We start from the raw sequence: 25,539 nt of genomic DNA, 5'->3' as shown, positions 1-25,539 counted from the left end.
AAATTGTCTTCAAGGAAAGATTAAAAGTTATTGAGTTTTTATATTCAGACGGGTTAGCGTAAAGGGAGCTGTAACAGATCTTCTGTATATCAACTTCTGCATCGCAACAGGTTCAGGATAGCTCAGACAAGAGTCCAATCCAGTTTTTTGTTTTCAGCATCATAAAGTGTGACTTCCATAGTTTTGCCTTCGATTTCATAAACCGGCTTGACGCCTATATATAGAGTATCACCGTGATTGATATCAAGTTCACCGTTAACTCTGCTGAAATATACCCTACCTTTTGTGCCCTTCTCTTCTACTGTTACACCTTTCCACATCAGGTTTTTAATTACGTTTACAACTCTGCACTCAAACCTGTCGACTTCACGTATTTCATTCATAGGGATCCCTTTTATTTTTATTTCATTTTTGTTTGAGACTTATTTGAGACTTATTTAAATCATTCCTGCTAGAAAATAACTATTTTTATACATAAAATTATTCCTGCTCTTTAAGGCAGGAGAAATGTATATAAAAACGTTACATGAAGCAAGTAAAAAATTATATTGAAGCAGGCAAAAGAAAAATTCCAAAAAGTAAAAGGATTATTTTAAATATAAAGTTCTGAAGGTCCCTCTGGGAGGTCTTTCCTGCTAAGTTTTGCAAGCGCGTTTTCAAAATCTTTGATTGTTACTATCTCCCGGTCTTCTATTATTGCTTGATGAAGAGCGGTTTTTAAAACTTTTTCCACAATGTCTCTACCCGAAAGCCCGTTTGCTTTCTTCGCAAGAGCCTGGAAGTCACAGCCCTCCACTTGCAGGGGGAAGGTTTTTACATTCGATTCAAATATCCTGAGGATCTCTTCTTCTCCGGGAAGTACGAATTCAATTTCTTCTTCAAATCGGCTTCTTATAGCAGAATCAAGGGTATAAATCCTGTTTGTGGAGCAGATAGTACATACTCCGTCGCGCTCCACTATACCATCCATTTCGGTCAGTAAAGCGTTTACAATTTCACTTACGTCTCCTCTCAACTCCTGAAATTTCCGGTCCAGAGCTATGGCATCAAGCTCATCTATAAAGATTATACATGGAGCCATCTCTTCTGCTCTGTCATAAAGCTGGTGGATCTGGCGGGCTCCATCTCCCACATATTCTCCTATTAGCTGTGTAGCCTTGACCGGAATGATAGGTACATTGGTCTTGTTAGCAAGAGCCTTTGCAAGCATGGTTTTTCCGGTACCTGAAGGCCCGAAAAAAAGGATATTTCTTGGCGCCCATTTCCCAAAGCGTTCGGGCTCTTCAAGGAAGCGTTCAATCAGCCTGCACTTTTGTTTTGCAAGCTCCTGCCCGATTACATCTTCAAATTTTACGCTGCTCTTTATTTCTGCCGAGGAAGGAAGCCCGTTTTCTTCCTCAGTAACGATAATTGAAGTTGAACTTCCTATTACGGACTCTGCAGGTTCCACATCTATAATGCGGTAAGCAAAATCCGGGAACATTCGCCTGTCAAAGAGATAATCTCCTTTGCGGGCAACATACCCGTTCCACTGTTCTCTGGCATAGAATTCAAAAACATCCCGATTTTCAATAACAGGATATTCATCCATCATGCCACTTAACGGATAACCTTCGGGCTTCAGGATAAGAAGCTCAGAGGTAGATTTTCCAAACTCGGTATTGTTTTCATGAGTCTTTTTCGCGTTCACTCTTTGTGAGACTGGTCGCACTTTATTATCAACTCGAATACTTTTGTATAACTATATAGTAATCCGAAGAGCTAATAAAATTAACCCATAAACCAGGCAGAATATTCGACTGCGAAAGACTTACCTCCTATGTGAAGCTGAGAAGCTGACTTCTAAAGACTTGTGGTAAACTGCTCCTATATAATTATCTACAGGGTTTCTTAAGAATTCAGATAATTATTATGTACCGGTCTTCAATGTCACAATGTATAAATCCTTCAGAATATTACTTGAGTGTAAAATATTTATATGAGTAGACATAACTGATCTATTATCTCAAAGATACTTGAACCACCGCTTATGTAAAGTAACAGCTCTCAAGGGTTCTAATGTTAGAATCTTAAGACTATGGAGCTTTGCAGTGCACACAAGGGTCTGGTCTAAAAGAGAAAGCTAATATATTAGATGAATAATATAAAACTCTTAATTATTGAATCAGATGTTGCTTTCAAAGAATTTGAAAATTTATCAATAACGTTGAGTATATTGCCTGACTAATATATAATCCTTAAAATTGCACAATCTCAACATTGTACAGTAATATTATGCAGGTAATATCGAAGACTAATGACTTAAGAATTTCAGTGCCTAACAGGTAATTTCAGAGTATGATTTTTATGTTTACTATGGAGAATACGGAAGGTTTTGACCAGAAAACTCTTGATAAGATGAATGCTGAAGTCAAGAAAATGATGAGCAAGCACGATCCTAAATCGAAAGACTACAAAAAATTATTCGAACAGGTTGAAGACCAGGTCTTCGACAAATATTGTTCCGAGGTATTCAGACCCTCTCTTAAACTTTGATATTTATCGATATGGATTTACTATCAGTAAATGCGGCGTCGGTAAATTTTATTTATTTCTTATTTTATTTTTTCTTAAATCTCAGTTGAGCTTTCAATCGAGTATATTCTTGATTTTCTTTATTTTGATTCCCTTATTTTGACTCTCTTATTTTTGTTTATATGTATTTTTCGTTATCACTGTTTCTGATTTGATTTTTTGTTATCTTTGTTCTTCATTACACTTATCTTTCATCACCTTCACCATTTCTTACCTTCATCTTTCGCTAATCATACTTCTCATTGCCTGAACTTCTTTTACTTCATTTCTAATTATTTTATCCTTTTTCAGGCTTAATTTGTTTCAATAACTTATTTATATTCCTCTCTCTTATTTTCAATTATGTTTTCTCACAGTAAAATCAGATCTCTGAGTTTTTTTCTTTTAATTATGCTCTTGTTTGTACCGATAGCAAGTGCAACCTCAAGTGCAGTCGACATTAAAAAAGCTGAGCTTTACAAAGCGCCTGAGAACTCCAGTATTGAAAATGACCTCCTTGCAGAACTGAGTGCAAAAGCCGAGCTTTACAACGAAAATTTCGATAAAGTTCCCTCAGTCCTTAAAAGGTTTGTAGCCAGTGAGGAAATTGCCGGAAAAATTAAGCTTGAAAACGGCGAGATGCTTTACGTGACTTTACTGATGAGAGGAGGACAGATAGGAGAGTTTTACACATATGACACTCCTGATGATCCCAACTCAAAGATGGGGCCTACCATAACAATAGAAACTGATGAGAAAACTGTAAGGCAGATCCTTGATTCGGACAAACCCCTGAAAGAAGCTGTAAAATGCATGAATGACGATTCCTTAAAGGTGAAAACCGAAGGACTCTTCCGGAGCACAATGCTCTGGTCCTTAAAGAAACTTTACGCATAAAGGCAGCTTTATTCCGAGCTCGTTAGAAAAAGTCAATTTAAATGCCCCTTTCCTTTCCGGGAAAAGGGCTCCAGCTTATTTTCAGAATCTCTTACTTTATTCTTCAGGATCTCTTATTTTATTTTTCAGAAACTCTTATTTGATCTCAGAAAGTCATGGACTCTTTTTTTAGAGTTGATCGGATTTTCGAAAACCCGGGCACTGGATTAATGTTTTACAATCTCTCCGGGATACGTAAATCTCCCTTTTTCCATTATCACGCCGGTATTTATACTTGTATTGATACCGGTATGTACGTCGTCTCCCATAATCACTCCGAGTTTTCTTCTGCCCGAGTCAAGAATTCTGCCTTTTACCATTACTTTTATGTTCTTCCCATCATGCCGGAGATTTGCAACTTTCGTACCCGCTCCAAAATTGCAACGGCGTCCGATAATACTGTCTCCAGTATAACTCAGATGACCTACATGGGTATTTTCCATGATAATCGTGTTTTTTATCTCGACCGCATTCCCTACCCTTACATGGTTCCCTATTGAAGTGTATGGGCGGATATAACAATTAGGACCTATATCGCAGTTCTCTCCTATTATTACTGGACCTTCGATGTAAGAACCGCTCCTGATAAGAGTGCCTTTCCCTATTACAACCTCCCCTTTTATTGTTGCATTCGGTTCCACGGTACCCTCACACCTCTTCCTGAGATCTTTCAGTAGATGTTCGTTTGCTTTAAGAAGATCCCAGGGATACCCTACATCTATCCACCTGCCATTGAGAGAGCTGTAGCCCACAGCCGCTCCTGTATCGATAAGCATCTGGAGTGAGTCCGTAATCTCGAATTCATTTCTCACGGATGGTCGTGTTCTGTCAATGAAATCAAAAATGGATTCCCTGAAGAGGTATATTCCGGCGTTTGCAAGGTTAGTGGGGGGATTTTTAGGTTTTTCTATTATCCTTACAACTCTATTATTTTCGGTCTCAAGCACTCCAAAATCCGAAGGGTTTTCTACTTCTTTTACGCAAATGACTGCTTCCTCTGTCCTTGAGACCAGGGCTTTTAAATCTTCCTGTCCTATGAGCATATCTCCATTGAGTACAAGGAAAGTCCCATCAACATACCCTTTTGCACAGCCTATCGCATTTGCAGTTCCTAGCTGCTCATTCTGCCGTACGTACTCTATGCTAACTCCCCATTTGCTCCCGTCCCCAAAGTACTCCTTTATCTGCTCCTCGAGATAACCCGTAATGAAGACAAAGCCTTCGATACCTGCTTCTATGGCGGAATTAAGTATATGCTCAAGGATGGGCTTATTTGCAACCTTGAGCATGACCTTGGGGCAATCGGAAGTCAGAGGTTCCATCCTTGTGCCTTTACCTGCCACAAGGACAACTGCTTTCATTTAAGCGCCTCCTTTACTATCTTTTCAGCCATCTCGAAAATCTCATCAACATTCTCACGGGCTTCAGCCGTAATCCTCACTTTTGCTTCCGTGCCCGAGGGGCGAACAAGTACCCAGCCATTGTCCATTTCCACGCGAATACCATCAATATCAAGGACTTTTCCTAAAGGCTCAAGTTTAGCCTTCACATTTTCCATAAACTCTGCTTTCTTTTCATTTGCGCAGGGCAGAGCTCCTCTTTTTGTGGCATACTTTGGAAGTTCTTCTCGAAGTTCGCTTAATTTCTTTTCCTTTACAATCTCGACAAGCTTTGCAGCTGCGTAAATCCCGTCCGGGCAGTAGGAAATCTTCGGGAAAATCCAGCTTCCTGACGGCTCGCCTCCGTAAATAGCGCCGTACTGTTTTATACCCTCTGCGACGTAGACGTCTCCCACTCTTGTCCTTATAATTTCCGAACCTTTAAGGAAATCGTCAACCATCAATGAAGTGTCTACAGGCACGACAACCGTTCCCTTGCTGCCGTCGCATTCATAGAGTCCGAAAATTGCAAGTAGCTCATCGCCTGAGACAAAATTGCCTTTCTCATCCACTGCCATCATCCGGTCTGCATCCCCGTCATGCGCTATCCCGAGATCGGCTCCGAAATCAACAACAGCTTTTTTTAGCATGGAAAGGTTTTCATCACTCGGCTCCGGGTTTCTCGCAGGGAAGTGGCCATCAGGTTGGGCATTCAGGGTTATTACTTCACAGCCCAGTTCCTGGAGGAGATAGGGGCTAATTGTTCCTCCTGCTCCGCATCCGCAGTCCAGTACTACTTTCAGGCTGGAACTCCCTACAAGTTTCTTAATGATATTCATATGGGCACGGATGGCATTTCCATCTTCTTCAAATCTGCCTATACGGTTCCATGGAACCCTGGAAAAATTTGCATCCTCAATGGCTCTCTCAATTTCCTCCTGCTGCGGCGAGTCAAAAGCCATGCCGTCAGGATTCCAGAGTTTGATTCCTACGTACTCAGATGGGTTGTGGGAGGCTGTAACCATTACACCGCATTCGTATTCTCTGGCTGCATATGCCAGGGTAGGGGTAGTAACAAGGCCGATCTCTGTAACAGCACAGCCTGCTGCAGTCATTCCTGCAATCAGGGCGTGCTCGATCATTGGGGCCGAAACTCTGGGATCCCTCCCGATAACTGCAGTCTTTTTCCGGCTTCCCAATACAAGCCCTACATTAAGTGCAAGTTCGGGCGTGATTTCTTTGTTTGCTATTCCTCTTATTCCTGAAGATCCGAAGAGTTTCATATGTCCTGCTCCGAAGTTTCCTGAAGTGTAAAGTGTATTCTCTTTAGGTTCTTTTGATTTTTTAATTTTAAGTTTTCAGTCTTTCCGTTATTCCACAGTGACACTTTTTGCAAGATTGCGTGGCTTGTCAATCGAGCAGCTCCGGGCAAGCGCAGTATAATAAGCAAGCAGCTGGAGGACTACAACATTGAGCAGCGGAGAAAGCAGTTCGCTACTTTGAGGAACCGTAAGGACAACATCTGCATATTTTCCAATCTCGGAGTCTTTATTCCCGGCAATTGCGATAACTGTAGCATCCCTGGCTTTTACTTCTTTTATATTGCTCAGCACCTTATCATACGTCTGCCCTTTTGTTGCAATAATAACCACAGGAGTACCCTTTTCAAGCAGTGCAATCGGGCCGTGTTTGAGCTCACCTGCGGCAAAACCCTCAGCATGCAAATATGAAATTTCTTTTAACTTGAGCGCACCTTCAAGGGCAATCGGATAGTTCAGGTGCCTGCCGAGGAAGAAATAACTCTTTGCGTGAGCAAAAATCTCTGCACATTCTTTTACTATCTCCTTCTGGTTAAGGATCTGCTGAATCTGGCCAGGTACTTTCCTTAGATCCGTAATGAATCCTTTAACATAATTAGGGCTTAACTTACCTCTTGATAAGGCGAACTTTACGGCAAGCAGATAAAGCAGCGTAAGCTGCGTACTGAAAGTTTTGGTTGCGGCAACCCCTATCTCAGGTCCTGCTCTAGTATAGAGCACACTGTCAACTTCTCTTGTAATGGTGCTTCCTACGACATTTGTGATCGCAAGCGTAGGACAGTTATAGGACATTACCTCTCTCACGGCTGCGAGAGTATCCGCAGTTTCTCCTGACTGGGTAATTGCAATGGCAAGAGTCCCGTCATTCATGACCGGGTTTCTGTACCTATATTCCGAGCAGATATCTATATCGCAATGGATGCCTGCCAGCTGCTCAAATAGATATTTTCCAAGCAACCCTGCATGCCAGGAGGTTCCACATGCCAGAATCTGAACCCTTGAAAGCTTTCTTATCTCGTCCTCAGTCATATTAAGTTCTTTGAGATATATGGTTCCTTCAAGCTCTGAGACCTTACCTGCAAGTGTGTTATGAATCGCACTCACCTGCTCGTGAATTTCCTTCAGCATGAAATGTTCGTAGCCGGCTTTTTCAGCAGCTTCAAAATCCCACTCGATCCTTTCTATTTTCTTTTCGCGGACTTTTCCTTCTCTATCAAAGATCTCTACACTGGTAGGAGTCAGAACTGCAGTTTCAAAATCATTTACAAAAATGACATCCCTTGTATAATTCAAAAAAGCGGTTACATCCGATGCGGCAAAGTTCTCACCTTCGCCAAGTCCTATAACAAGCGGGCTGTTTTTCCGCGCAAGCACGAGTTTTCCCTGTTCGTCAGCACAGATAACTGCAAGGGCATAAGAACCTTCAATCTTCTTTAGCGCTTCCCTGAGTCCTGTGAGAAGATCGCACTTTGCTTCTTTCCCATCGGGTTTTCCGTACAGGTGTTTGTGCAGGAGATGTGCGACCACTTCTGTATCGGTTTCCGACTTAAACTCGTATCCTTCTGCAGTCAGTTGCTCTTTCAGTGTCATATAGTTCTCTATGATTCCGTTATGCACAACTGAGATCTTATAAGGGTTTCCGGAATTGTGCGGATGAGCGTTCATAATGCTGGGTCTTCCGTGGGTTGCCCAGCGGGTATGCCCTATTCCGATATTGCCACCTATGCTGTTAGGGATTGTGGTTTCAAGGTTTACGATTTTACCTACTGATTTGTAAGTATCTACTCCGCTGCCCAGAACCGAAATCCCGGCAGAGTCATATCCACGGTACTCAAGTTTTTTGAGGGATTCTACGATAACAGATGCAGCAGATTTTTCTCCTGCATAACCTACGATTCCACACATTTTTTCACCTCTCTGGGATTAAAGGACCACCGAGTGACGGGACAGGTCCCTGTATATAGTGTTTCCGGACTCTACCTGGCAATCGACGGCTATAGTTACTCCGGCCTTCACAAGTACACTGTTTCCAATCCGGTTGTCATCTCCAAAGATAGTACCAAGTTTGGGAGCTCGATGAATAGTTCCATTCATAATGATCGACAGACCTTCTTTCTCCTCAACAAAGAATCCTGAACCAATTGTATTGTTGCTTCCAATTATAGAATTCGAGATCTGCCCGTGAGAATATATCCTGCAGTCGTTCATTATTATACTATTCTGAATTTCAGTGAATGACCTGATAGACACATTGTCTCCTATTGTTGTGGAGGGCAGAATGACCACATTGGGACCGATGTCACAATTTTCTCCTATGACAGCAGGTCCCAAAATGTAAGTTCCGGAACGAATCCTGGTATTCTTTCCTATGGTTACCTTTCCCCTTATGACAACTCCCTCTTCCACTTCTCCTTCAATTCTCAGGCTTCTGGCGGAATCCAAGACTATTGCATTTGCTTTCAATAAATCCCAGGAATGGACAGCATCAAGCCACTTTGACTCGGTAGGAACTGAAGTAACAATTTTTCCTTCATCAATCATAAGCTGGAGGGTATCTGTTATTGCATATTCCCCGCTTTCGGATATCGGGGTTTTTTCGATGGTTTCAAAGACCTGCGGCGTAAAAATATAAATTCCGGTGTTTACGATACGGCTCAGATCTCCGGGTCTTTTTTCCAGAATCCTTGTAACTCTTTTCCTTTCTTCAAGAACTACTCCATAGCCTGCAGTCTCTTCCATCCTTACGGTCAGAAGGCTTGCATCCCCCTCATAATTATTGAGAAGGTCTGCTATTGTTTTCGGTTCCACCAGGTTGTCTCCGTTAAGCACGAGAAATTCCGAGTCTTCGGGGTCGATCATGCTCTTTGCCTGCTCGATTGCATGTGCAGTACCGAGCTGAGCTTTTTGTTCGATGTATTTTATTTTCACTCCAAAGTTCAGTCCGTCCTCAAAATAGTCCATTATGCGTTCTTTCTTATATCCAACAATCAATATAATATCAGTTATTCTGTTCTTTTCAAGCGAATCTATTACATGCTCCAGAATAGGCCTGTTGGCGATGGGAAGCATTACTTTTGAGCGAGTAAGAGTAAGAGGCCTGCAACGCAGCCCTTCTCCTGCTGCAAGGATAATAGCTTTCATAGATCTTAAAAACCTTCTTTAGAATTTATACATTACCTTTGAAAGTTTTACGCAAAATACCTTTGTCTAAATATATGTAAAATGTTATACCTGTATAAGGGATAACTAACAATAAAAAAGTAATCCTCTATAATTAATAATTAATCCTCCTCATAGAATAAGCATTCTTGAGAACGTAAACCTTAAAATCTCTTCCAAATTTATCTTGATTTTAGTTTTTATAGAGTATTTGAGCTTTTTGGATGTATAGAAAAATATTTATTCCACAACTCAGATAAATACTTCCAATTTTTTATGTCATGTGCTTTTTAAAGCTTAAAATTAAGGCAATTTTTGAAAAATGACTAGATATATTTCACCATATAATATTATACATTTAACAATTAATTATTAAGATTCAAGGAGAACAGTGATGAATTCTCGGAGCCGTTATGGGCACTCTGGAGTTTTCTATACTGCTACAGGATAAATAAATTTAGATATAATAGTATATAACTGGTGGATATAATAGTATATAACTGGTGTATACATAAACATTTTAAAATGTAAATTGCATTTCAGTAATAACTGTACTTTGAGAATAAAATGCCAGTTCAGATCCGGATTGTCAGATGCTGATAATTTTGGGTACCTGCTTACTCACATATTTTGCTTCGTAACAGCTTTAATCCACTCTGAAAGAGAACTTTTACAGCCAGCCACAAAAATTCATGTTCACACTCTTAATTTCTCCCGTAAAATCCTGCAAAAACACAAGGATCCTCTAAAAATGCCGGGTTGTCATACCGTATTTCGATACTTCTCTTTCTTTTGTTTCAGGCGATCCTTTTAGATTGCCTTCTCAATAAATTTTAATATAACGCTCAATTAGATTTTTGCTTCTTCTCTAAATAATCCTGATACATAATATTTTAACAATTTCTGAATTTAAAACAACTGGGAATCTCAATAATTTTTTTAATGAAGAGATGCATAATTGATAGGGAATCTCATGATTGACTCAGTAAACTTCCTGGGACTGGTTGTTGCTGTGCTGGTAATGTTACTCCTTGCACAGACCCTTAGCCGTTACTTCCAGATTCCCTTTATAATCTTTCTGCTGTTTGAAGGAATCATAGTAGGACCCGAAGTTCTCAATTTGCTAAACCCTGCTATTTATTTTGACGAGCTTCTTGCCATAGTAGCATTTTCAGTATCCGTGATAGTTTTTGACGGAGGGATTCAGATTGACATGAAGCAATTGAGAGGATATAAGGAAAGTGTTCTTAAACTGACCACAGTTGGTGTGCTCATCACTTTTCTCGGGATAACGGCACTCACTACTTTACTAATAGAAGTTCCTCTCCAAATTTCTGCACTTTTCGGGGCTCTGGTTACTGCAACCGGGCCAACTGTAGTCGGTCCAATTATAAGAAATATCCAGATATGCCATAAGGTTGGCAAAGTTCTAGAACTTGAGAGTGTCTTGAATGATGCTGCAAGTGTAATCCTCACTGCAGTAGTTTTCGAATGGATTGTAGCTGAGCTTTCGGGGATGGGTGCAGTCCTTTTTATCCTTCAAAGGCTTGCAATCGGTTTATTAATAGGAGGCATCAGTGGGTTTACTCTCCGCTGGTTCTTTACCAGGGGTATGCTTATCAGCAAACAAACTGCCAAAATGGTTACTCTTACCTCGGTGTTTGCATGTTTTGTGCTATCAGAACTTCTTGGCAATGAGTCTGGAATTCTTTCACTGGCAGTCTTTGGAATCATCATAGGGACTTCCGAGTTTCCTTACAAAGAGACTATCAAGGAGTTCGAGGGTGACCTGGTAACTGTAATGATCTCTCTACTTTTCATTTTATTAGCAGCAATGATCAAGTTTGAATATATAATAGGGATCGGGGGAAGAGGAATTGCTCTGGTTTTACTGATGATTTTTCTCATCCGCCCAATCTCTGTTTTTGCCTCGATGTGGAATTCAAAGTTCCGCACCAATGAAAAGCTATTCATCTCATTTGTTGGACCAAGGGGAGTCGTTCCAACTTCGATTGCAACTTACTTTGCGATCAAGCTGGATGAGATTGGCGTTCCGGGAGGCCAGACTATTGTGGGACTGGTCTTCCTGACGGTCATTACCACAGTCTTCCTGACTGGAAGCATGTCAAAAAGAGTGGCTCAGAAGCTGGAGGTAATTCCTATGGAAATTTTGATTGTCGGAGGGGGAAAAGTAGGTAGGATTCTCGCCGAACGTTTTGATAAGAGGGGGGAAAACGTAGTGGTTGTGGATATTTCCGAAGAAGCCTGTAACAAATGTCTGGATCTTGGGATCATGACTGTGCAGGGGGACGCAGGAGATATAAATACTTTGATAAGAGCCGGAATCGAGAATGCCAAATATATTGTTGCAACCACAAACAAAGATGATACTAATCTGCTCTTCTGCCAGATTGCCAAAGCACGTTTCGGGTTTAGGGGGGACCAGCTGGTTGCCAGGGTAAATCATACAGAAAACCTTCAGGCTTTCTGGGATCTTGGAATCCGAGCCATGAGCCCTGCCATAACAACTGCGGCAGTCATTGACAATATGATAGGGAGACCTCACCTTTTCTCAATGTGTGAAGTAGGTGGAGGAGGCAATATCATGGAAGTCAAGGTTACAAATCCGAAGATTACAGGAAGAGCAATTAAGGAAATTAATTTTCCGGAAAAAAGTCTCGTAGTCATGGTACAGCGCGGAAAGAGTTCGATTATCGCATATAGCAATCTAATACTTGAATACGGTGACATTGTCACAATTATTGGGGAAGGAGATATTGGAAAACGTGCTTTCGATCTTCTCCACAAATAAGTTTAAGTATAGCCTGAGAATATATTCTATCAAAAAAAACTTAAAATGAAATATTGAAGTGATTTCAAAGTTGAACCCAGGCAGGCAGCAAATATTACTGCTGGCGGGGATTTAAAAATGATCTCAAAAAAGTAATTATTTCCCTGCATAAGAATATCCCCAGGGGCCAATTCCTCGGGTTTCGCAGAGTTTTTAAGACATGCTTCCCATAAATTGGTCACTGCTCGTGGTGAATACTTTCACTCCGCTTTCCTTAACTTTATATTCTGTGACGTTGTAATTTAAAACGCCTCTCTATACAATAAAGATAAACAAGAGGCTTGAGGTAGAAAGAATGAAACAAACAGCCGAATCCATTCGAGACCGATTTTTGAAGCTTGGCATCAATGTAAATGTAGAAGATATCGAAAGCAGACTTGATGAACTGATTACTAAATTTAAAGTTCCTTCTAACGAAGCGCAGCGCAGCGTGACCAATTATTTTTTGAAGAAATATTCTATTCCTAAGAATGAATTTTATATGAGGCAGGCTGAGCCTCAGCTTACGAAGATTGCAGATATCTCGGAAAACGGGCAGTGGGCAAACCTTAAGGCAAAGGTTGTCCAGCTCTGGGAAAACACTCATGAGTCCATCTCTCAGGTAGGGCTCCTGGGGGATGAGACGGGCATCATAAAGTTTACCGCATGGAAGAATGCTGAACTGCCCAGGCTTGAGCAGGGAGAAAGTTACCTCCTCCGGAGTGTTGTTGTAGGAGAGTACAACGGCAGGTTCCAGGTTCAGCTCAACAAGAACAGCTCAGTGGAAAAGCTTGATGAACCTATCGGAGTTGGAGGCGGAGATTTCACACCAGCTGCAAGGGAGTCCGAATTCAGAAACATCTCTGACCTTGCGGGAGGCCAGTGGGCTACAGTCAAAGGAAAAGTGGTTCAGCTCTGGGAAAACTCTCACGAATCCATCGGGCAGGCAGGGCTTATAGGAGACCACACAGGTGTCGTTAAATTCACTAACTGGGCCAGCTCCGAACTTCCTGACATGGAAGAAGGCAAGAGCTACATGTTGAAAAATGTAGTTGTTAATGAATGGGGCGGCAAAGCTCAGATCCAGCTTAACCGGTCAAGTTCCATAGAAGAGCTTGATGAGGATATCGAAGTCGGATCCGCAACCTCCACATACTTTGGAGCAATGGTGGACATCCAGACAGGCTCAGGCCTAATAAAACGCTGCCCTGAGTGTAAAAGGGCTCTGGTTAAAGGTGCCTGTGCAGAACACGGTAAAGTAAAAGGAGAATATGACCTGAGGATAAAAGCGGTTCTTGATTCCGGGACCTCCACCCAGGATGCCCTTATTAACAGGGAACTTACTGAAGAGCTTGCAGGGATTTCCCTTGATGCTGCAATTGCAATGGCTGCAGATGCCCTTGATCCGGGGGTTGTGTTGGATAAATTGAAACATGAACTAGTGGGCAGGTATTATACCATCACCGGGCACAAACTTGACCGTTATATCCTAGTCGATTCGATTACTCCCAAGACTTCTCTGGATAGAGAGATGCTTGATGAAATGCTTACCCTTAATGAAACACTTACCAGGTCGGAGGTGCAGTAAATGCCAGGCTTTTTCAGAGAAGCTGCCCGCAGAGTTTTTGCTCAGGAACTGAAGGACTCGAACCTGACATCAAGGGATGAGAGTGATCAGTATGCTCCGCAGTATATCCTTACTCCCACAGGGGCTAAGGTAAACCGGATTTTCCTTGTTGGCACACTTATCGAAAAGGAAGATATCGGCACGGATTCCGAATACTGGAGGGGGAGGATTTCAGACCCTACTGGCTCCTTCCTGGTCTATGCAGGACAGTACCAGCCTGAAGCAACCCAATTCCTTTCGGAATGCGAACTACCAGCTTTTGTGGCAGTCGTGGGCAAGACCAGCACCTACATAACAGATGATGGAAATGTCCTGACTTCCATCCGACCAGAATCGATCCAGCAGGTAGATGAACTTACCCGAGACCTCTGGGTACTCGATACCGCAAAGCAAACTCTTGAGAGAATAAGGGCAGTTGAGGCAGAGGAAGACTCAAACGCAAAACTTGCAAAAGAACACTACTTGACTGACACGGATTCCTACCGTGCAATGGTCAAAAAAGCCCTTGAATCCCTCGAAGAAAAGTAACAAAATCATAAATGAATAAAACAGCCTTATAGTAAAATAGGGGCAAAAGCCTCTTAATTCTTTTTTATTTAGAAGATTAACCTTCATCTTATCAGGTCTTTGTTTCTTTTTTCTGCTTCCTCTTTCCCTGTTACCCATTCACTGGAGTTTTTACTTCTTTCTATCTTTTTCCTGAAATTCTTTTACTTAATACTTGAACCCCGGTTGTATTAAGCAAACGTTTTTTATTCGCATCGGTCTTAAAACCAGAAGAGGCAAAATATACATAAATGAACGAGACATGGTATAAAATAAGCAATGTGTGTTTGAATGAAACTTAATATCAAAATAATTAAGCTGATATGTGAGATGATGCCGTGAAAACATATCTACTGGTCTGGTTCAGCAGTGAAGGGGCCCGTCCATCAGAGATTAACCATCGATTGATGTCCCTGGGTTTCGAGCCCATGCAGGGTAGCTACGATTTCGTATACAACTGGAACAGCAATGTCAGTGTCGAGAAAATTCTCGAATTTGGGGATAAAGTATATCTGAGTCTTCAGGGCACAGGCGTTATGTTCAAACTGGAAACAATGTAAACCTGGATTGCGAAATTAGTTCCTGTAACCCCACTTAGCAGGGCATTGCCGGATTCCAAGAGCAAAGAAATCACTGGTCAGGGCTATTACACAGGGTAGTCCAGATTGTGATTTCTTTCAAGTCCATATCTTATAGTTTCAGATGCTCAAGCTTTTTTTCGTTAAGGTCTTCTTCCTGCGTGCGCTTTTTAAGCGCATCCCGGAACTTTATATATTCACAGGTATCTCCTTCAAGCGTAACTATCCTGCCGTTAATATTTCCTTTCTCGATTACGAGTTCCACGACACTTGGATTTGACATTCTGGGTTTGGTAGGCGAGCCGGGACAGATGAGCATGACATCTCTCTTCTCTATCAGAGGCCTGTGCAGGTGCCCGAAAATCAGGATATCTACCTCCATTTCTTTAGCGAGGTAACCCTGTGCAGTTGTGTCGGTAACCGAAAGCCCACCTTCATGTACAACTCCTATCTTTACCCCCTCCGCTTCGAATCTCAGCCTTTCGGGAAGGAGTTTTTTGAGTTCAGAAGCATCATCATTGCCAAAAACCGCCTTTAATTTCCCGCCAGCGTTGAAGGCATGATAAGCCTCTACAGTATTGAAGTCCCCTGCATGTACTATAAGATCACACTCCTCAAGGAGCGTTTTAAGTTGCTGGGGAATTTCTCCGGTTTTCATATGAGTATCGGAAAGCGCAATCAGCTTCATGGGGTATCTCCTGATTATATAAAACATGCTATTTAAAGATAAATGTATGTGCAAACTCTTTCACAAGCCTTTTACAAAAAAGCTTGATCGAAAACGTTTTCAAAAAAATTTGATCAAAAACGATGCGCTCGATGAGATAAACCGCTGCATCGGCTTCGATCAAAAAATAAGATAAATTATTCTAGTGTCAGGTCTACGAGTTCGTACTCAAGGTTTTCGGTTTCCAGCCTGTTAAGAAGGGAAGAGACCTGTTCATCCACTGAGACTACAAGGGATGACAGCCCGTGATATGCAGCTTCTATGACTGATTCATTGGTTCCAAACATAACATTTGGGGTTATACCAATCTTGCGCAGGGCGATAAGTGCTTCCACACCTATAGCTGCTATATAGGGTTTTGAGTTTGCCATAGCCTTCAGGCGTTCAATGTCCACCTTTCTCGACCCTCCACGCTCAATCCTGGGAACCTTGCAGATTGTAATTGTCGCATTTTCCAGGTCGATCAGGCCCTTTAAGCTCGTTACCCCTACATCTTCTCCTGCAGCTGCATCGGAGATAACATTGCCTGATGCGCCTGTTTTTTCCGTGCTGCTAACGTACAGGAGTCCCTTTTCCATTTTCAGGTACACCTGCTGGCCTTCCTTTACATCCTCTTTTGTAATGGCTGTCCAGGTTGAAACATGGCTGATTATATCCTCCATGACAAAGCGAGCGTACCGTTTCATTTCTGTGGCATTCTCAAGGACCCACTCTACACCTTCTTTTGTAATCCTGTACCGGACTCGGCCCTCAGTAACTATAAGCCCATCGTTTACAAGTTCTTTAATATATTCGGAAACTGCCTGGGGAGTTATTCCAATTTTTGCAGCGATTTCTTTCTGTCTTACATTCGGCTGGTGGGCTGCAATCTCAATAAGGACTTGAAACTTGGTTACTCCGCTTTTAGTCTTGAGGATTTTAATCATCAATCGTAGTTCTCCTCTACATCTTCAATTAATTTTAACCTCTGTCCCATTACCGAAAGCCTTTCAGATCTGCGAGCAACTGCACAGATATAAAACGGGTTTTTATTAAGGGTCCGCGTGAGGTTGCTCATGGAGGTATTGCCTTCTTCAACAAGCCTTTCCAGTTCTTCTATTGCGTCTTTGACTTCCTCATACGGCTTAAAAGTAAGCATGATGATATCGCTCAGATCTTCAAAAGAACACTGGAAGTTAACCTGAACTTTGGAATAGGAGCTGTGGTATTCTTTGGAGGGTTTTTGTCCTGCCTCCGGAACTCTCCACTGGCTCTCAAGAAGTCCGGCTTTTTTCAGAACGTGAAGGCTTTTTGACGAGTCTGAACCTATGAACTCGTCAATCTCAACTTTTGTCATCCATTTGTTTGAAAGTGCATCGAATATTTTTTTATGAGTTCTTGACCCAAAAGTCCTGAGTAATGGTACTAAATAGGAAGGATCGTTAATTATCCGAGTTCTTTTACCCATTTACTCCTCTCCTTCTCGTCTTACGTTATAAGCTTTCAAATATAATAAACATTCGTAATTTGATTATTCTTTATAATCAATATCAAGCCCTTCAGGCCCTCCCCAGTTAAAACTCGGGGCATTCCGCTTCAGTCCACGGCATTTTTCATGCAGTGCATGGGCAACAATAGGAAGAGCGATAGTAGCATCTACGAAAACTTGCACTTTTTTTGCCTGGGCTGAGATCTTTCCCCAGGAAACGGCTTCATCAAAAGTACAGCCTGAAAGTCCTCCCCAGTGTGGAGCATCAGTAGTGTATTGAAGCGCATAATCATGCCCTCCGATATCCATTCCCAGGATAGAAGCTATTACTTCTGTCTGCTGGATGAAATTCTTTGGGACTCCGCCTCCAATATAGACAACGCCAGTCTTTCCTGACTTTTCTACAATCTGCGTAACTTCGTCAACGTCTTTTATCTGGTCTATATCAAGTCTCAAGCCTCTCCTTCTTGCAATCGTGAGTCCAATCCCTATTGAACTGTCCGAAAGTGCAGGAACGAAGATAGGGATATTATGCCTGTATGCACTTACAACTATGGAATCTTCTGCAGCTCCGCGCCTTACCAATTCCTTTCCGAGCAGGTGCATGAACTCCCTTGATGAACAGGAAATTTCTCCAATTTCTTCTGCAAAATCCGCAATCAGGTTATCTGCAGTCCTGAACTCCTCCTCCACTGCAAAAACATCGTAAATTCTGTCCACACCATGCTCAAAGAGTTTCTCGTCGTCAGCCAGATGTGAACCTATATAATGCTTCTTGCCAAGTGCTTCGTGTGAGTCATGGAACAGGTTCGCCCCTGTACTTACAAGGCAGTCTATCATTCTCTCCCGGATCATATAAGAAATAACCCTTCGCATGCCAGCAGGGACCATCGCCCCTGACAGACCCATAAGCACGGTCATATCCTCTTCTTTTAACATGTTGTACCAGGCCTGAACGGATTCTGCCAGCTTCCTTCCCTGGAAGCCTGTTTTGAGCATTCCGTCCATCAATTCGCTTATAGACCTGTCCTTTACATCTATCGGAACGGTTGGGTTATCTGTGAATACATTAAGACGCATACCATTCTCCTGATAAGCAAATAGTCATAGTTTTGCATGTAATTCCCAATACCTGAGGGCATTGGGCAACAGGCAGTAAGAAATGCAAGTAACGGTAGATAATTATATATTTTTTATTAAATATCAATATATACAGATTCTTTCACTGGGTGAGATCCAACAATTATGAATTTTCTTAAGGAGCACCAATTTGTCAGGTCTGAGTCAGAGCAAAGAATCTGAAATTGACAGCATGATAAACAGTTTTGATATTCCCTGAGTGGTGTCCATAAATAGGTTCGGAAGCAATTAAAGGTATGTATTGGTGTTCATATTGCAAAAACTGCTGCAGTGATTACAGGTCATCCAGTTTCCATGTTCATCTACTGAACTGGGAAACTGAGATTCCTGAGAGGTACTTCATTTGCCCAGTTGCTGTAAGGAGGCAGGATAGAGCTTACAGTTACAGGATTAATTTTTTCAATAGCAGCATCCTGGAGCGCAACTTCAAATGATTCAAGATTTACAGAGTGTGTACCAACTCCGCCTGTAAAGAATACTTTTCTGGGAATTAACTTCGTAATCATCTTTGCATCCTTATGAAATACTCAGTCTGAACTTAAACCAGATAGCAATTATCATTTTTAATTGTTGCCCTTCAATCCTGCTGGAAAAAGCTCAATTCCTGCTTATTTAACTAATAAAGAATATAAAATGACCTGGTTGATTATACTACCTCATACATTTTCTTTCCAGGGAATTACTCGTCATATAGCGCCGGAATTTACTGTTTACATTATCTCTCGTTTATTCTCCTCAGATTAATCTCTCTTACGTTTCATCCATATAGTCAAGTAAATCTCCTTTATTTATATCTATCAGTTACTTTCCCAATTATATTACTTCACCTTACAGGCTCTCTCATAAGCTTTATATTATGCAGGATAATTACATCGTGTATTACTCTCTGCAATTTTCTTGCTTAATCGCCTCTCAGACCAGGAAAGATTAGATCTTTTTAAAAGATTCAGGAGAAACACAGGCTTATCCGTCTGGCTGTCCCTAAAGGCAGAAGATTTTACCGTCCTGAGCCTTTGAAAGTTAATTAACAGCAATAACAGCAATAAAATGTGATGTCGGTACAGATGGAAGAAAATCTCAATTCCAAACTCCTTGAACTACTTGAAGGCAGACAACTCTCGATCAGCGGGCTTTCCAGAGAACTGAAAGCCAGAGGAATAGAAGAGCATCGCCTTGTTCTTACAGGCTATCTCAGGGCACTCAGGGATCTTAACATTCTTGAGGAAACCGAAGTCCCTCCTTCGAAAATCTATGCCCTGCCTGAGAAGACCACGGAATCTCTATCTGGAAAAGTCAGGGAGTCCAGGTCTCAGGAACTTCCAGACTCCAAGGAAATCTATTCTATTCTCAGGGACCAGCTTCTTAAAATCAACCTGGATTCAAGGATTCCTGTAGGAGTATATGTAATCTCAAAACTGTTTGAAAGACCCTGTTTTCGCAGGGAATTGAAGCTTATAGGAATTACTCAAAAACACCTTGAGCAGTACCTGGAAAAGCCTGGATTGGTGTGTGAGGTTCAGGATGCTTATCTAAAGAAAGCCAGGGCCGATATTACAAAGATTGAAATACCTCCCGATGACCCTGCGTATGAAATACATGAAAACAGGGAAGAAATTACAAGGTTTGCGAACGAAGTGTTTGCAGGGTTGATTAGAAACAGGATCGATCTCGAGGGTCTGGTAGCGAAAAGCAAGCAAACTACCCTGCTTCCTTGAAAAGATTTTAATCGTTTAATTGAAACTTTACATAACAGAGTTTATATTGTTGATGCTGTTGCTGGCTGGTGGTTCGGATATGAAAGTTGCTTGTGTCCAGATGGATGTGCTGCACTGCAGGAAGCAGAAAAACCTTGAAAAAGCCCTTTATATGGCTCACGAAGCCGTAAGAGGAGGAGCTGAACTTATCGTTTTTCCCGAACTCTTTTCAACAGGCTTTTGCTATGAGCGTTTTGAACATGCAGCAGAAACCCTGCCTTCTCCTGTTCTTGAAAACCTGGCATGTTTTTCCGAAGCCAATGACTGCATTATCATGGGTTCAATAATTGAAAAAGTTGTTTCGGGAGAAGTTTCTGGCAGCAGGGAACTTGCGGATTCTCAAAAGCCCGCTATTTCGAGCTCAGATAATTCAGTGCTTTATTATAATCTCGGCTTTTGCTTTGAATCAGGAATTTTAGCAGGCACTTACCGGAAAACTCATCCTTTTAAGGGTGAAAACCAGTATTTTTCCAGGGGAAGCTCAATCGAACCTATTGCTTTAAAAAAGAGGAACCTGAAAATCGGTTTCCAGATCTGCTACGAGCTTCGTTTCCCTGAAGTTACAAGAAAGCTTGCTCTTGCCGGTTCTGACCTTCTTGTTACGACCGCAGCTTTCCCAAATCCCAGATCTGAGCACTGGAGAATCCTTGCAAAGGCAAGAGCAATCGAAAACCAGATCCCGCATATTGCCTGCAACCGCATGGGTTCGGCTCCCGACTGCACTTATTTCGGAAACTCAATGATAATTGACGCCTGGGGTGAAGTAAAAGCCGATGCAAGCGATCGAGAATGTGTAATTGTCTGCGAGCTTGACCTGTCCGCAAAAGATGAGATTCGAAAGTTTATTCCTGTATTTGAGGATAGGAGAACAGAGCTTTATATCTGACTTCAACAATACAATTTTGCAATTTCTGATTAAAATATCTTCTCAAATTGCTTATTATGATTTCTTTAATACTATATTCATGCCTCGGAAAAGTAAATCCTCGATATATAGTGGAATAACGTAGACAGAGCTTTGTTCCTGCGATTTTTATTAACTCAGTACACGACTCTTAACTCAGTACACGACTCTGAGTGTCAGAAATAAATATGTAAGAGCCATAATATAATAAAAGATAATGTAAAAAGATAGTGTGCTACTAGAAGCACAAAAAGTTGGAGTTGAAAAAGAATATAAGAAGTCTGAAAGCTTCTTTTACTCTTCTTTCTTTGCCTGCTCGATGTAAATTGCTGGCCTTAGCGGCTCGGCAAACCTTGACTTCTTTTCAGGGTCAAAGGCAGGTGAGTCGGCACTGTGGACTTCAACAGGGCAACCGATCTCTTTTTCCAGGAAGGAAGCTGATTCTTTCAGGAGAGCCTGCTCATCAAGCCCCGGACCTGCAAAGACCTCATACCGTTCTGCACCTCCACTTTTGAATTCGGGGACAAGTTTCTGCACAAACTTTGGGATCTCTTTTCCAAACCGTTTGAGGTCGGGATTTGCCATCAGGGCTTTTATAAGCGTACCTACCTCAAGAGAACCTTCAAGCTGCATATTGCAGGCACACCTGACGGTTTCGGCTTTCCAGGCAGGGGCCGTATAGAGATGAACCGTCTGCGGGGTCATCTTTGTTACCCTTATAATCTCCTCAATGTCTTCCAGGGTTCCCTTTATCACTTCTTCGGCAAGCTCTGCGCCGTCATCTATCAGGTCTTTGTTATAGAGCGGGTACTGAGCAAGGGAAATCGGGTCTTCGTGCCCCATTGCTTCCCAGATTTCCTCACAGAGGTGGGGGGTAAAGGGAGCCATAAGCCTGACCCAGTTGTCCAGCACATAATAGAGCAGGGTTTCTCCGCCTCTCCTCTGGTACCATCTGACATCGTTTATCAGCAGGAAGAAGGAGTTCTGGATTGCTTCCCTTGTCTGAATAGAGTAAAGGGAAGAATTCGTGTCCCGGATATATTTCTGTATCCTGGAAAGGATCCAGCGGTCGATCTGTTTCAGCTCAGTGCTCAGGTTTGCACGTTTTCCGCTCTCTATAACATCCTTAGCAAAGGAATAGAACCTGTCCACCTGCCTTCTGGCAGATTCGATTCCTGTCCTCTGCCAGTCTGCATCCTGCGTCTGCTCGGCTGTGGAAAGGATATACATCCTTGTTATGTCCGCACCGTAACGGCTGACCGCATTTTCCATAGTCAGGATCGGGCCTTTGGATTTGCTCATTTTCTGTCCTTCAAGGGAGACAAAGCCGTTTACTGCAAGCGCTTTCGGCCACTTCTCCTCTTCAAAGAGAGCTACATGGTGGAAGAGGAAAAAGAGCAGGTGGTTGGGTACAAGGTCTTTTCCCGAAGAGCGCAGGTCAACCGGATACCAGTAATTGAAATGCCTGCGGATTTCTTCAAGTAGCTCAGGACTGAGCCCGGTATCCGCGCTGACGGCTGTCAGGTCGCCCTTTCCAAGCAGGACATAGTCGAAGAATGAAAGGGTAAGTTGTTCGAGCTTCAGATCACCGCTTTCGATAAACCTGGCAATGATATAATAGCTCATGTAAATTGTCGAATCTCCAAGGGACTCAATCAACCATTCCTTATCAAAGGGAAGACGAGTTCCAAGGCCTTTCCTGCGGGCACAGGCTTTATCCTTGAGCCAGTCAACCTTGTTTTCAAACTCTACCCTGTACTCCTCAGGAATGATCCGCATCCCACTGAGGCATTTGTAAACTTTTGCTTTCCATTCGGGATTCGAATAATTAAGGAACCACTGGCCTTTCACCATATTTACTACACAGGGTGTACCGCAGCGGCAGACTACAGGTTCGCTGAATTCGTAAAAAGTCTCCCCTGCGTTTGAGCTGATGAAGTCCCTGGTAAGGATGTCCTTTATTTTGGAAACAGCATGACCTTCGTATTTTCCTGTAATCTCCTTAAGAACACCGCCGTGGAATTCCTTTCTATATACGATTTTTGTGGCTTCTTCGGCTCTCGGGTCCTTTTGGTTTTCAATTCCCATGCTCTCAACAATTTCTTTTGCAGGGAACTCCCCGAATTCGGGCACCTTGATAAGGGAAATCAGTTTGATATTCCTGAGATCTTCGGTTATCCCGTACTCGCCCAGGTCAGCATCGTAAAGGTCTCGAAGAGCCAGGTAGTCAAAAGGTGCATGAGCAGGTACACTCATTACTATTCCGCTTCCGTTTTCAGGTTTTACAAAGGATGCAGGAAGGGAAATTACTTCATCCCCAGTAACCGGGTTTGTGAGTTTTATTCCTATTATGGATTTTGCAGGCACATCCTCAATATACTCGACTGTCCGGTCAGTAAATGTAAGTTTCTTGAAAGCTTCCCTGCTGACAACCCAGAACTCTTCGCTTCCATCCTGCGTGACTTTTGCTTTTACATAAGTCACATCAGGGTTGACCCAGAGGTTAGTCACTCCATATGTCGTTTCAGGCCTGAGGGTTGCACAGGGCAATACCAGATCCTTATATCGGAACTTGATCAGCGTATATTCGACGATGGTAGCTTCTTCTCCATACAGAATGTCATGATCTTCTACAGGGTTATTGTCATTCGGGCACCATTTTACAGGATGCGAGCCTTTCACAATGAGGCCCTTTTCTTCAAGCCGGATGTACTGCCACTCAATGAACTTCTTATATGTCGGGTCAGTCGTGGTAAACTTGCGCCTCCAGTCAATAGAATACCCGATATTACGCATGGCTTTCTCGGATTCACGCTTGAAATAATCAACGATCTTTTCCGGGGTATCAAGCGTGGGGAGAATATCTCCTGGAATCCCATGAAGACGTTCATAGACGTCCAGAGTCTGAGGGTCCCGGTTTGCAATCAGTTCGGCAAGCCCCACAATGGGTGTGCCTGTCACATGAAAGCCCATAGGGTAAAGCACATTGTACCCGAGCATCCGCTTGTGCCTTGCAACGACATCCCCTATGGTAAAGGTCCGGGTATGTCCTGCATGCAGGTTCCCGTTCAGGTAGGGGTAGGGGATGGTTATGAAAAATTTTTCTCGTTTATCAGGCTCAGCCTGGAAAATCTGGCTTTCGTTCCACTTTTCCTGCCATTTTTTTTCGATCTCGTGAGGCTTATAATCCGGCTCCATTGTTTTCACACCCATCGGTTTGTTTTTCAGGTTTTATTCAGTATTTCCGAAGATAGCTTCTCTGATAGCTTCTATGCTGGCATCCACTACAATCGGTTCTTCGCAGACATCAATTACGGTTTGAGGATCTTTAAGCAGGTGGCCTGTAGTGATACAGACAACAGTTTCGTCTCTGCCTATAACGCCAAGATCGACCAGTTTCTTGAGTCCTGCAACCGAGGCTGCACTCGCAGGTTCGACTCCTATGCCTTCAAGCCTTGCAAGGTCTTTCTGGGCTGCAAGGATTTCTTCATCAGTAACGGATTCGGCGGTCCCCCCTGACTCCCGGATTGCAGTCAGGGCTTTCTTTGCGTTAACGGGGTTTCCAATCCTTATTGCAGTTGCAACAGTTTCGGGTTTTTCCTCGGGAATAATTTCCGGGGCTCCGTTCTTTATGGCTTTTACTATTGGGCAGGAACCTTCAGCCTGAATTCCGGTCATCTTCGGGAGTGAATCGGTTATGCCGAGCTTCTTAAACTCCCTGAAGCCTTTATAAATTGCGGTAATGTTGCCTGCATTTCCTACGGGGAGGACAATTCTGTCAGGAACCCTGAATCCGAGCTGGTCTGCAATCTCAAAACCTATAGTCTTCTGGCCTTCTAGCCTGTAGGGGTTGATAGAGTTAAGGAGATAAATTTTTTCCTGGGTGCAGAGGGTGCGCACAAGGGCAAGAGCATCGTCAAAGTTTCCGCGAATACTGAGCACCTTTGCCCCGTGCATAAGGGCCTGAGCTACCTTTCCAAGAGCGACTTTTCCTGCAGGCAAAAGTACGACTACAGGAATTCCGGCTTTTGCCCCATAAATTGCAAGGGCTGCTGACGTGTTCCCGGTAGATGCACAGGCAACCGTATTCATACCAAGCTCAAGGGCTTTAGTAACTCCTACAGTCATTCCCCTGTCTTTAAAAGAGCCTGTAGGATTCATGCCTTCGTGCTTTACATAGAGTTCTTTAATCCCTATCTTCTCAGCCAGACGGTCGCACTTATAAAGGGGAGTCCCGCCTTCCCTGATAGTTACAGGTTCCCTTTCTACAGGAAGAAGTTTTGCGTACTTCCAGACCGAAGGGCATTCGGTCTTGAGTTTTTCCATGTCAATCTTAATTGAGGAATAATCGTAAATAACATCAAGCAGCCCGTCACACTTGCTGCATGTATAGATTACTTCGTCTTTAGGATACTCTGCACCGCATTCGATACATTTCAGGTGATACATTAAATTGCTCCTGTTGGTAATTTTGAATTATTTCAATATCGGGCTGCATGTTAGCCGTTTTGGGCTGGAACAGCCTTTGACTAAATCAATATAGTTATAATCTGTGTAAGTATAGTCTGGATTTCGGATTAGTATAATATTAGAGTTTAATAATATTTTGTATCCTTAAC

Annotated in this window: 21 protein-coding genes; 8 read left to right on the top strand and 13 right to left on the bottom strand. The window is 42.5% G+C overall.

Translation table 11 applies throughout. The features are described 5' to 3' along the window. Positions 1-122: 122 nt before the first annotated feature. Positions 123-383 (bottom strand): hypothetical protein, encoded by a 261-nt coding sequence (locus tag AOB57_RS02645; RefSeq protein ID WP_054298518.1) that lies wholly within the window; start codon positions 381-383, stop codon positions 123-125. A gap of 209 nt (positions 384-592) precedes the next feature. Then, positions 593-1,711 carry an AAA family ATPase gene (locus AOB57_RS02640; protein ID WP_054298517.1) on the bottom strand — a complete coding sequence of 373 codons (1,119 nt, stop codon included), beginning with the start codon at positions 1,709-1,711 and terminating at the stop codon, positions 593-595. Between the two features lie 635 nt (positions 1,712-2,346). On the opposite strand from AOB57_RS02640, the gene AOB57_RS02635 reads away from it, so the two are divergent. Both AOB57_RS02635 and AOB57_RS02630 read left to right on the top strand, forming a co-directional pair. Beyond that, positions 2,347-2,535, top strand: a complete 189-nt coding sequence (locus AOB57_RS02635; protein ID WP_167829516.1) for a hypothetical protein — start codon at positions 2,347-2,349, stop codon at positions 2,533-2,535. A gap of 429 nt (positions 2,536-2,964) precedes the next feature. Then, the gene (locus tag AOB57_RS02630) at positions 2,965-3,450 is read left to right on the top strand and encodes a hypothetical protein (RefSeq protein WP_054298515.1); all 486 of its coding nucleotides are present in this window, start codon (positions 2,965-2,967) and stop codon (positions 3,448-3,450) included. Between the two features lie 206 nt (positions 3,451-3,656). Here the strand turns inward: AOB57_RS02630 and glmU (AOB57_RS02625) are convergent, their stop codons facing one another. The 4 genes from glmU (AOB57_RS02625) to glmU (AOB57_RS02610) form a co-directional block, all read right to left on the bottom strand. Next, positions 3,657-4,850 carry a bifunctional sugar-1-phosphate nucleotidylyltransferase/acetyltransferase gene (gene glmU, locus AOB57_RS02625; RefSeq protein WP_054298514.1) on the bottom strand — a complete coding sequence of 398 codons (1,194 nt, stop codon included), beginning with the start codon at positions 4,848-4,850 and terminating at the stop codon, positions 3,657-3,659. After that, positions 4,847-6,151 (bottom strand): phosphoglucosamine mutase, encoded by a 1,305-nt coding sequence (gene glmM, locus AOB57_RS02620; protein ID WP_054298513.1) that lies wholly within the window; start codon positions 6,149-6,151, stop codon positions 4,847-4,849. The genes glmU (AOB57_RS02625) and glmM overlap by 4 nt, the downstream gene beginning before the upstream one ends. Positions 6,152-6,238: 87 nt before the next feature. Continuing rightward, positions 6,239-8,092 carry a glutamine--fructose-6-phosphate transaminase (isomerizing) gene (gene glmS, locus AOB57_RS02615; protein ID WP_054298512.1) on the bottom strand — a complete coding sequence of 618 codons (1,854 nt, stop codon included), beginning with the start codon at positions 8,090-8,092 and terminating at the stop codon, positions 6,239-6,241. 18 nt (positions 8,093-8,110) lie between these two features. Further along, a complete protein-coding gene (gene glmU / locus AOB57_RS02610) occupies positions 8,111-9,328 on the bottom strand; it encodes a bifunctional sugar-1-phosphate nucleotidylyltransferase/acetyltransferase (RefSeq protein ID WP_054298511.1) in 1,218 nt (405 codons plus the stop codon). 991 nt (positions 9,329-10,319) lie between these two features. Between glmU (AOB57_RS02610) and AOB57_RS02605 the strand changes: the two genes are divergently transcribed. The 4 genes from AOB57_RS02605 to AOB57_RS02590 all read left to right on the top strand — a co-directional run bounded on the left by AOB57_RS02605 (position 10,320) and on the right by AOB57_RS02590 (position 14,909). Further along, positions 10,320-12,158, top strand: coding sequence for a cation:proton antiporter domain-containing protein (locus tag AOB57_RS02605; protein ID WP_054298510.1), 1,839 nt, complete (start codon positions 10,320-10,322; stop codon positions 12,156-12,158). A 334-nt stretch (positions 12,159-12,492) separates the two neighbouring features. Beyond that, complete coding sequence (locus tag AOB57_RS02600; RefSeq protein ID WP_054298508.1) at positions 12,493-13,764, top strand: replication protein A; 1,272 nt, start codon at positions 12,493-12,495, stop codon at positions 13,762-13,764. After that, the gene (locus AOB57_RS02595; protein WP_054298507.1) at positions 13,765-14,331 is read left to right on the top strand and encodes an RPA family protein; all 567 of its coding nucleotides are present in this window, start codon (positions 13,765-13,767) and stop codon (positions 14,329-14,331) included. A 356-nt stretch (positions 14,332-14,687) separates the two neighbouring features. Then, positions 14,688-14,909 (top strand): hypothetical protein, encoded by a 222-nt coding sequence (locus tag AOB57_RS02590; RefSeq protein WP_048168232.1) that lies wholly within the window; start codon positions 14,688-14,690, stop codon positions 14,907-14,909. Positions 14,910-15,039: 130 nt separating this feature from the next. On the opposite strand, the gene AOB57_RS02585 is transcribed toward AOB57_RS02590, so the two are convergent. The 5 genes from AOB57_RS02585 to AOB57_RS02565 form a co-directional block, all read right to left on the bottom strand. Next, positions 15,040-15,615 (bottom strand): metallophosphoesterase, encoded by a 576-nt coding sequence (locus tag AOB57_RS02585; protein ID WP_054298506.1) that lies wholly within the window; start codon positions 15,613-15,615, stop codon positions 15,040-15,042. A 176-nt stretch (positions 15,616-15,791) separates the two neighbouring features. Continuing rightward, positions 15,792-16,580, bottom strand: coding sequence for a DUF7839 domain-containing protein (locus AOB57_RS02580; RefSeq protein ID WP_193726287.1), 789 nt, complete (start codon positions 16,578-16,580; stop codon positions 15,792-15,794). Continuing rightward, the gene (locus AOB57_RS02575; RefSeq protein WP_054298504.1) at positions 16,580-17,101 is read right to left on the bottom strand and encodes an ArsR family transcriptional regulator; all 522 of its coding nucleotides are present in this window, start codon (positions 17,099-17,101) and stop codon (positions 16,580-16,582) included. The genes AOB57_RS02580 and AOB57_RS02575 overlap by 1 nt, the downstream gene beginning before the upstream one ends. 63 nt (positions 17,102-17,164) lie before the next feature. Next, complete coding sequence (locus AOB57_RS02570) at positions 17,165-18,202, bottom strand: deoxyhypusine synthase (protein WP_054298503.1); 1,038 nt, start codon at positions 18,200-18,202, stop codon at positions 17,165-17,167. A gap of 362 nt (positions 18,203-18,564) precedes the next feature. Continuing rightward, positions 18,565-18,768: a pyruvoyl-dependent arginine decarboxylase gene (locus AOB57_RS02565; protein ID WP_054298502.1), complete on the bottom strand. Its 204-nt coding sequence runs from the start codon at positions 18,766-18,768 to the stop codon at positions 18,565-18,567. Positions 18,769-19,314: 546 nt separating this feature from the next. On the opposite strand from AOB57_RS02565, the gene AOB57_RS02560 reads away from it, so the two are divergent. After that, positions 19,315-19,977, top strand: coding sequence for a hypothetical protein (locus tag AOB57_RS02560; protein ID WP_226999607.1), 663 nt, complete (start codon positions 19,315-19,317; stop codon positions 19,975-19,977). A gap of 79 nt (positions 19,978-20,056) precedes the next feature. Further along, on the top strand, positions 20,057-20,902 hold the full coding sequence (locus AOB57_RS02555; RefSeq protein ID WP_054298501.1) for a nitrilase-related carbon-nitrogen hydrolase: 846 nt from the start codon (positions 20,057-20,059) through the stop codon (positions 20,900-20,902). Positions 20,903-21,214: 312 nt separating this feature from the next. Here the strand turns inward: AOB57_RS02555 and leuS are convergent, their stop codons facing one another. Both leuS and thrC read right to left on the bottom strand, forming a co-directional pair. Then, positions 21,215-24,118, bottom strand: a complete 2,904-nt coding sequence (gene leuS, locus AOB57_RS02550; RefSeq protein WP_054298654.1) for a leucine--tRNA ligase — start codon at positions 24,116-24,118, stop codon at positions 21,215-21,217. 33 nt (positions 24,119-24,151) lie between these two features. Beyond that, on the bottom strand, positions 24,152-25,369 hold the full coding sequence (gene thrC, locus AOB57_RS02545) for a threonine synthase (protein ID WP_054298500.1): 1,218 nt from the start codon (positions 25,367-25,369) through the stop codon (positions 24,152-24,154). Between the last annotated feature and the right edge of the window lie 170 nt (positions 25,370-25,539).

This window comes from Methanosarcina flavescens (assembly GCF_001304615.2).
Classification (GTDB): domain Archaea; phylum Halobacteriota; class Methanosarcinia; order Methanosarcinales; family Methanosarcinaceae; genus Methanosarcina; species Methanosarcina flavescens.
This window is presented reverse-complemented; position numbering and strand designations above follow the sequence as displayed.

Bases quoted from the DNA above. Each gene is read 5' to 3' on its own strand.
- glmU (WP_054298514.1), bottom strand. From the start codon at position 4,850: ATGAAAGCAGTTGTCCTTGTGGCAGGTAAAGGCACAAGGATGGAACCT.
- AOB57_RS02600 (WP_054298508.1), top strand. From the start codon at position 12,493: ATGAAACAAACAGCCGAATCCATTCGAGACCGATTTTTGAAGCTTGGC.
- AOB57_RS02605 (WP_054298510.1), top strand. From the start codon at position 10,320: ATGATTGACTCAGTAAACTTCCTGGGACTGGTTGTTGCTGTGCTGGTA.
- glmS (WP_054298512.1), bottom strand. From the start codon at position 8,092: ATGTGTGGAATCGTAGGTTATGCAGGAGAAAAATCTGCTGCATCTGTT.
- glmM (WP_054298513.1), bottom strand. From the start codon at position 6,151: ATGAAACTCTTCGGATCTTCAGGAATAAGAGGAATAGCAAACAAAGAA.
- AOB57_RS02585 (WP_054298506.1), bottom strand. From the start codon at position 15,615: ATGAAGCTGATTGCGCTTTCCGATACTCATATGAAAACCGGAGAAATT.
- AOB57_RS02635 (WP_167829516.1), top strand. From the start codon at position 2,347: ATGTTTACTATGGAGAATACGGAAGGTTTTGACCAGAAAACTCTTGAT.
- AOB57_RS02580 (WP_193726287.1), bottom strand. From the start codon at position 16,580: ATGATTAAAATCCTCAAGACTAAAAGCGGAGTAACCAAGTTTCAAGTC.
- thrC (WP_054298500.1), bottom strand. From the start codon at position 25,369: ATGTATCACCTGAAATGTATCGAATGCGGTGCAGAGTATCCTAAAGAC.
- glmU (WP_054298511.1), bottom strand. From the start codon at position 9,328: ATGAAAGCTATTATCCTTGCAGCAGGAGAAGGGCTGCGTTGCAGGCCT.
- AOB57_RS02565 (WP_054298502.1), bottom strand. From the start codon at position 18,768: ATGATTACGAAGTTAATTCCCAGAAAAGTATTCTTTACAGGCGGAGTT.
- AOB57_RS02570 (WP_054298503.1), bottom strand. From the start codon at position 18,202: ATGCGTCTTAATGTATTCACAGATAACCCAACCGTTCCGATAGATGTA.
- AOB57_RS02575 (WP_054298504.1), bottom strand. From the start codon at position 17,101: ATGGGTAAAAGAACTCGGATAATTAACGATCCTTCCTATTTAGTACCA.
- leuS (WP_054298654.1), bottom strand. From the start codon at position 24,118: ATGGAGCCGGATTATAAGCCTCACGAGATCGAAAAAAAATGGCAGGAA.
- AOB57_RS02630 (WP_054298515.1), top strand. From the start codon at position 2,965: ATGCTCTTGTTTGTACCGATAGCAAGTGCAACCTCAAGTGCAGTCGAC.
- AOB57_RS02645 (WP_054298518.1), bottom strand. From the start codon at position 383: ATGAATGAAATACGTGAAGTCGACAGGTTTGAGTGCAGAGTTGTAAAC.
- AOB57_RS02595 (WP_054298507.1), top strand. From the start codon at position 13,765: ATGCCAGGCTTTTTCAGAGAAGCTGCCCGCAGAGTTTTTGCTCAGGAA.
- AOB57_RS02560 (WP_226999607.1), top strand. From the start codon at position 19,315: ATGTCGGTACAGATGGAAGAAAATCTCAATTCCAAACTCCTTGAACTA.
- AOB57_RS02555 (WP_054298501.1), top strand. From the start codon at position 20,057: ATGAAAGTTGCTTGTGTCCAGATGGATGTGCTGCACTGCAGGAAGCAG.